The organism is Armatimonadota bacterium (genome assembly GCA_016125185.1).
In the GTDB taxonomy this organism is placed as follows: domain Bacteria; phylum Armatimonadota; class Fimbriimonadia; order Fimbriimonadales; family Fimbriimonadaceae; genus Fimbriimonas.
Genome location: WGMG01000006.1, coordinates 2003625 through 2009888, shown reverse-complemented (window position 1 = coordinate 2009888; position 6264 = coordinate 2003625). Strand labels below are relative to the sequence as shown.

The window sequence follows — 6264 nt, the reverse complement described above, 5'->3', positions numbered from 1 at the left end:
TGCACTCGTGGCTAAGCAAAGAGACGCGGCCTTTAAAGCCTACGCCGAAAGAATCCAGGCTCATGGGCACAAATCCAAAAAGACCGTCATCGTCGCATGCGCAAGGAAACTCGCACACGTCGTCTGGGCAATCCTAACGAATGACGAAGACTACAGCCAAGAGATATTCATGAAACAGGCAAGGCTCACTTGACAAGACAGCATCTAAGGTCTGCGACCTCTCCGAGGTCGTTCTTGGACGCTAGAAGGCACTGGATGCGCAGAGCGAGTGCCGTCGGGACCCTCCCCAGGGAGTAACGCAGTCATTCGCAATTCGAAGTCGGCCCGACTAACCAAGATGCCCCTTGGGGAAGGGGCCGGTGAATGCAATGAACCGGGGGATAGGTGAGGGCATCCCCACCGCTTCACAGCGTTCAGTCACCATGTCATGAATCGGTTATTACGAGGGTTTGTCGTCTATCCCTCGTCCCGATGTCGCTTCGCTGCATTTCCCAAGGCGGGATCTAAGGAGTTCGATTCTCTCACCGATCCCTTCGCCAAGGGATAGCCTCGTTTTACGAAGGCTTACGGCTTACGGCTTACGGCTTACCGCTTGCGGCTTGCGGCTTACGGCAACTACCCGCAGACCCTAGCGCGAAGTGGAAACCTTCGTTTGGGGTGCCGGAATCTGTTCCGGGTTGTTTTGGAAGTACCAAATGGCCCAGATCACCAGCACGAGCATGAGGCTCAGCCCCGCCGTCACGACGCTCACGCGATGCCGCTCGTCGCGAGATTGAATCTCGGCAATGCGCCCGGACAGTTCGTCGAGTTCCATGCTTCTATGGTATCAGCAGTTGGACGTTTTCGTCGCCCCATTCGCTCGGAAGCGAGTCGCGAAGCGTTTCGGAGAAGATCCAGCGGTGGCCGCCGATGTCGCGGACGACGTATTGGCGTTCGCCGTAGGGGTAGTCGGTTGGCTCGCTGAGGACCTCGCCGCCGCAGTCCAGGACGTGCTGGTGGTGGGCGTTGACGTCGGGCACGCGGACCATGATCTGGTGGCAGGCGTACTTCGCGCCGCGCTGGGGGCGCTGGTCTCGGTCGATGTACTCGGCGACGATGATCGCGCCGTCTCCGGCGTTCATCTGCGAGCGGTGCTCGGCGATGCGAAGCCGCTCGGCAAAGCCGAACACGCGGGTCAGCCATTCCACGGCTTCGCGGACATCGGGGTAGGGAAGAACCGGCACGACGGTGCTACCCGGCACCGAGTGGTTTTTCGGCAATTCGTTCGGCGCGTAGAACTTCATGGCCGTAGATTACCGGCGCAACACCAAATTCGCAAATGTGCCTAGTTCTGCATGAATCCGAACCACGCGCAGACGACCACGAGGAGGAAGATGCAGATGCCGAAAACGATGGCCCGGTCTCGCCGCAACTCCTGATCGTTGTCGAAATCCAGCGGGTCGTTATTGGCCATCCAGTTGCGGTACCGCTCCCAGTCGGGGTCGGACTTCAGCTTCGGTGGACGCACTACCGGCCCGACCGGCGGCTGAAGAAATGGCGGAGTCGAAACCGGTTTTCGCTCGACGGCCGATAGCCGCTTCTCGTAGCCGTCCATCCGGTCGTGCAGCCGCTCGAACTCGCTCGGACCGCGAATATCGCTCAGGATTCGGGCGATGACGAGGGGAGAGATATCGGTGAGCTCGGCGACGTCGCGGATGGTCGAGACCGGCTGTTTGAACATCTCCTCGGTGGCGGCCAAGCGCTCCAGCAGTTCCGACAGCTCGTCGTCCTTGATCTCCGCCGATAGGAGCGATTCCGGGTCTAGCTCGTGCTCTTGGATCGTTCTTCTCCGCAATTCATCTTACTGCGACTCGGCCTTTGGGGATTCAAGCTTCCAGTGGCTTGCCTTTCGTTTCGGGGGCGAAGATGAGGGCGATGAGCATGAGGAAGTAGATGCTCGCCACAGTGCCAATAGCCGCGGCGACACCGGCGGTCTTGGCTGTCACGCCGATCCAGATCGGGATTGGCGCGCTGAGAATTCGCGCGCTATTGTACGAAATCCCCGAGCCGGTCGCGCGGAAGCGATGGGCAAAAAGCTCGGTGAAGTACAGCCCAAACCCAGCCGTGAGACCGAGGGCGAAGAACGAGGTCAGCGGAGCGAGGATGAAGATGAGGGGCAGAGTCTTGGCCGTTGTGGCGGTCAAGAAAAGCAGGATGCCGGAAAGCGCCCCGAAGATGGCAAACATGGGCCGACGCCCGAAGCGGTCGGTGAGCGGAGGAAAGACCAGCACGCCTGCGAAGGTGCCAATGTGCAGGGCGATCATCGACGTGTTTCGCCAGAAAGGAAGCGCCTCGGCGGAGACGATCGGCTTCACCAGGTTCGGGAGCCAAAATGGCAGAATGCCGCCGCCGGTGATGCCAACGACGCCGATGATCACCGCCAGCAAGAGGTTCTTGTTGTACGGAAAGGTTTGGATAAGCTCCACAAACGGGTTGCTTCGCTTTTCTTGGGTGGTCGGCTCGTCCGGCTCCAGTTTCAGGCGGGCGATGAGGCAAACGATGGCGGGCAGGATACCAGCCAGGTAGACCAGCCTCCAATTGAGATTCCCGACCGACATCGTCACGAAGACGCCGATGATCGAGCCAATGGCGGCGGCAGTCTGCAGGAAAGCGGCGGCGCGCGCGCGGAAGTCGTTGGGCACGCTTTCGGCGATCAACGCGGCACCAGCCGCCCATTCTCCGCCGATGCCAAGACCGGTCAGGCCACGAGCGATCACCACTTGCAAAGGAGTCTGGCAAAGGGCGGTGAGGCCGGTAAAGAGGCAGTAAAGACCGATGGTGAGGACGAGGGTTCGCGAGCGACCCCATTTGTCGGCGACGACGCCAAAAATGAGCCCTCCCAGCGACCAGCCGAGGAGCATTCCGGTATGGCCCCAGCCCTCCCAATAAGGTCCGATCTTATCGTAACCGGCCTTGCCGAGCATCTCCACCAGCATCTGCTGTTTGGTGAGGCCGAACAGGCTGGCCTCCATGACGTCGAAAACCCAACCGAGCCAAGCGATGATCAGGACGTAGCGTTGGTACTTGGTGAGGCCGGCCAGCATTTACTTTTCCTGCAATCCCAAAATCTTGCGGAGCTTGGCGACTTCTACCTGGCTGAGCAGTTTGCATTCGCCAGGGCGGAGTCCACGCACAAAATAAGGTCCGATGCGGATGCGCGTGAGTTGCATCACCGGGTGCCCGATGGCGTCGCACATGAGCCTGACCTGCCGCTTACGCCCTTCGTGAATGGTGATGCGAAGGGAAGTCGAGTTCTTGCGGTCGTCGGCAAAGACGATTTCGACCTTGGCGGGAGCCGTCTTGCCACCGTCGATGAAGACACCAGCCCGAAGCTTGTCCAGGGCTTTTTCGGTGGGAACACCTTCGACGATGGCCTGATACTCCTTTTCCAGACCGTACCGAGGGTGAGTCATTCGCAGGGCGATGTCGCCGTCGTTGGTGACGAACAAAAGGCCGTCGGTTTCCTTATCCAGCCGTCCGACCGGCTTGAGTTGCACGCCGTAGCTGGGCAGATATTGCACGATCGTCGGTCGGCCCTGCGGGTCGTGCATGGTCGTCACCACGCCCACCGGCTTGTTCAGGATCAGGACGTATTTTTTGGCCACCGAAAGGGTCTTGCCATCGACCTGAACCTCGTCGTCGGCCGTGACCTTCACGCCAAGCTCGGTCACGCTTTGACCGTTGACGACGACGCGCCCCTCGAGAATCAGCTTTTCGGCGGCGCGACGGCTGCACAGCCCGGAGTGGGCGATGCGCACATGCAGACGCTCAGATTCTTGACTGGGCACGGATGATTCCACGATAGATGATAGTACCGGCGGCGAGGGTGCCGATAACCGCGAAAAGGGTCAAACCCATGGTTCCACCGGGAGAAATCGCGGCGGCGGCGGCATAAGCGCCGTCCGGCTGGTCCTCGGTGGCATAGACGGGAATGTGCTGGGTGTAGCCGTCGCCGTCGGTCACGTCGAGGGTGCCGACGACATCTCCCTTCTTGAAGGTATGGGAACCGGTTGCGGGAACGAAGAGACTTTCCACCCGGTCGCGGTTCTTGTTCACGCAGGCGTAAACGTCGTCGCGAAGCTCGGCGGCGACCTTCAGATTGGGAAACTTGATCGGTCCAGCGTTTTGGATGAGCTTCGTTTCGTAGTTGTCGAAGGCCCAAGTGAGCATTTTCTGGTGGTCGTCCATCCAGTGCGGGGCGTTCATCAGGCTGTCGATGAACTCGGTGCCGTTGCGGGTCGCGCTCCCGACATAGGTGTGGCCGGCGGGGATGGTCCACCCGGTCTTGATGCCATCGGCGGAGGGGTCCTTCCAAAGATATTTGTTGCGGCTGACCATCAGCCTATCCTTTGTGTTGATGCTCCGGTCGATGATCTTCTTCTCGGTCTTGACGACCTCGCGGAAGTCGGGCCGCTTCATGGCCTCGCGGGCGATGAGGCAGAGATCGTAGGGCGAAATCGTGTGGTTTTTGTCGTTGAGGCCGTTCGGATTGTCGAAGTGGGTGTGCTCGCACCCGATCTCCTTCGCTCGGTTATTCATCCGTTCGGCGAACTTTTTGACCGAGCCGTCCATCTGCATGGCGATAGCGTAGCATCCGTCGTTGGCGCTGCGGAGCATCAGCGCGTAGGCCATGTTCTTGACTCGGACCCGCTCGAAAGGCTTCAGGTTCATGCTGGATTCGCGAACCTTGTCCACGTCCTTCGGCGCTGTGATGATGTCCTCGGGACCATAGTTCTCCAGCATCAGCAGGCACGTCATGATCTTGGTCGTGCTGGCCGGATAGCGGGGCGTGTCCTTATCGCGCGACCACACCACTTTGCCGGTCTTGGCTTCGATGATGCACCCGGCGACCATCGAGGTATCGCGTAGCGGGTGCGGAGCTTCGGCAAAGCTCGTCACCGCGAGTTTGAAGATGAGGGGCAGAATCAGGCTCATTCGTCGGCCTCCGAAGACTCGGCGGGCAACGCCGGGATGGCGTCGACATCGAGCTGCGGAAGCTGGTTGAGCCCTTCGAGATTAAACTGATGCAGGAATTGTTGGGTGGTTCCGAAAAGGATGGGGCGGCCGGGAGTCTGCTTTCGTCCGACCTCGCAGATGAGGTTTCGCTCCTGGAGGACCCGCAGCCCGTAGTCGCTCTGGACGCCGCGAACGACTTCGATTTCTCCGGCGGTAATCGGCTGTTTGTAAGCGACAATGGCTAGGACTTCCATAATGCTCCGACTCAGACGCTGCTTTTGGGGCTTCATGTAGGCACCCACCAATTCCGAGAATTCGGCTTTGGTGGCGAGCTGGTATCCCCCGGCGATCTTTACTAATTTTAGCGCACCTGACGCCTCAAGATGTTCCGCAAGGATCTCCAATCCCTGTTCGACCTGCCCTTCGGTAATGCCGAGCGTCCGGGCCAGGTCACCCAACTTGGCTGGGGCTTCGCTGACGAACAAGAGGGCCTCTAGTTGATCGACAAGGGTCATTTTTTGGCGAAGAGAACCTCCTCGCCGTTTAGTTTAACCAATGCCTGCTTCAAGCGGATGAGTTCCAGCAGGGCCAGGAACCAGTAGACGGCATCGCTTCGCGTGTACGAGCCGACGAACAGGGACGTGATGGGGCGGAACTCCTTGTTCAGCGCCAGCAGAACGACCCGCATCTGCTCGTTGAGCGATTTTCGCGGCTTGCCCAAAAGCTCGACCTGACCGGGCTGGGCCCGGCGGATCAGCGATTCGAACGCGCGGGCGAGATCGCCGATGGTGACCTCGCCGACGGAGTAGGGAATTTCGTAAAGCGAAGGGTCGGGGCCGTTGGTGCGGAAAAACAGCTTTGACCGCTCGTCGTGGCCGGTCAGCAGAAGCTGGATGACGTCTGAGTACTCGTAGGCGGTGGGGTCGGGAAGCGCGGTCGGCTCCTCGAATTCAGGTTCTTCGTCTTCTTCGACCGGCAACAACTGCCACGCCTTGCGCTCCAGCAGGTAGGCCAGCACGGTCAGGGCGGCGGCGGCTTCGTCCAGGTTGGTGTCTGGTGAGGCCATCAGGTAGTCGAGGTACGCCTCGCAGATGGGTTCCAGCGGGACCTCCATGAGGTCGACCTTATGGTCGCGAACGCATCGGAAAAGGGCGGCGAGAGTGCCCTCGAAGGCGGGCGTCTGCACCAGGATCGGGGGCGGAGAAACCACACCGATCGGCGTGATCGCGTGGGCGGATTCAACGGCGCGGGTCCCCATGACTGGATAGT

General features: G+C 60.1%; 8 protein-coding genes. All 8 read right to left on the bottom strand.

Features of this window, described 5'->3' with window-relative positions:
- Positions 1 to 628: 628 nt before the first annotated feature.
- On the bottom strand, positions 629 to 814 hold the full coding sequence (locus tag GC165_17520) for a hypothetical protein (GenBank protein MBI1334672.1): 186 nt from the start codon (positions 812 to 814) through the stop codon (positions 629 to 631).
- Positions 815 to 818: 4 nt separating this feature from the next.
- A complete protein-coding gene (locus GC165_17515) occupies positions 819 to 1259 on the bottom strand; it encodes a glyoxalase (GenBank protein MBI1334671.1) in 441 nt (146 codons plus the stop codon).
- A 65-nt stretch (positions 1260 to 1324) separates the two neighbouring features.
- On the bottom strand, positions 1325 to 1834 hold the full coding sequence (locus GC165_17510; protein MBI1334670.1) for a hypothetical protein: 510 nt from the start codon (positions 1832 to 1834) through the stop codon (positions 1325 to 1327).
- Between the two features lie 31 nt (positions 1835 to 1865).
- Positions 1866 to 3083 (bottom strand): MFS transporter, encoded by a 1218-nt coding sequence (locus GC165_17505; GenBank protein ID MBI1334669.1) that lies wholly within the window; start codon positions 3081 to 3083, stop codon positions 1866 to 1868.
- Complete coding sequence (locus tag GC165_17500) at positions 3084 to 3803, bottom strand: pseudouridine synthase (protein MBI1334668.1); 720 nt, start codon at positions 3801 to 3803, stop codon at positions 3084 to 3086.
- A 4-nt stretch (positions 3804 to 3807) separates the two neighbouring features.
- Complete coding sequence (locus tag GC165_17495) at positions 3808 to 4974, bottom strand: hypothetical protein (protein MBI1334667.1); 1167 nt, start codon at positions 4972 to 4974, stop codon at positions 3808 to 3810.
- Entirely contained in the window at positions 4971 to 5510 is a 540-nt protein-coding gene (gene scpB, locus GC165_17490; protein ID MBI1334666.1) for an SMC-Scp complex subunit ScpB, read from the bottom strand. Before scpB ends, GC165_17495 begins: the two co-directional genes overlap by 4 nt.
- On the bottom strand, positions 5507 to 6253 hold the full coding sequence (locus tag GC165_17485; protein ID MBI1334665.1) for a hypothetical protein: 747 nt from the start codon (positions 6251 to 6253) through the stop codon (positions 5507 to 5509). Before GC165_17485 ends, scpB begins: the two co-directional genes overlap by 4 nt.
- Positions 6254 to 6264: the final 11 nt, after the last annotated feature.

Bases quoted from the DNA above. Each gene is read 5' to 3' on its own strand.
- GC165_17520 (MBI1334672.1), bottom strand. From the start codon at position 814: ATGGAACTCGACGAACTGTCCGGGCGCATTGCCGAGATTCAATCTCGC.
- GC165_17505 (MBI1334669.1), bottom strand. From the start codon at position 3,083: ATGCTGGCCGGCCTCACCAAGTACCAACGCTACGTCCTGATCATCGCT.
- GC165_17495 (MBI1334667.1), bottom strand. From the start codon at position 4,974: ATGAGCCTGATTCTGCCCCTCATCTTCAAACTCGCGGTGACGAGCTTT.
- scpB (MBI1334666.1), bottom strand. From the start codon at position 5,510: ATGACCCTTGTCGATCAACTAGAGGCCCTCTTGTTCGTCAGCGAAGCC.
- GC165_17485 (MBI1334665.1), bottom strand. From the start codon at position 6,253: ATGGGGACCCGCGCCGTTGAATCCGCCCACGCGATCACGCCGATCGGT.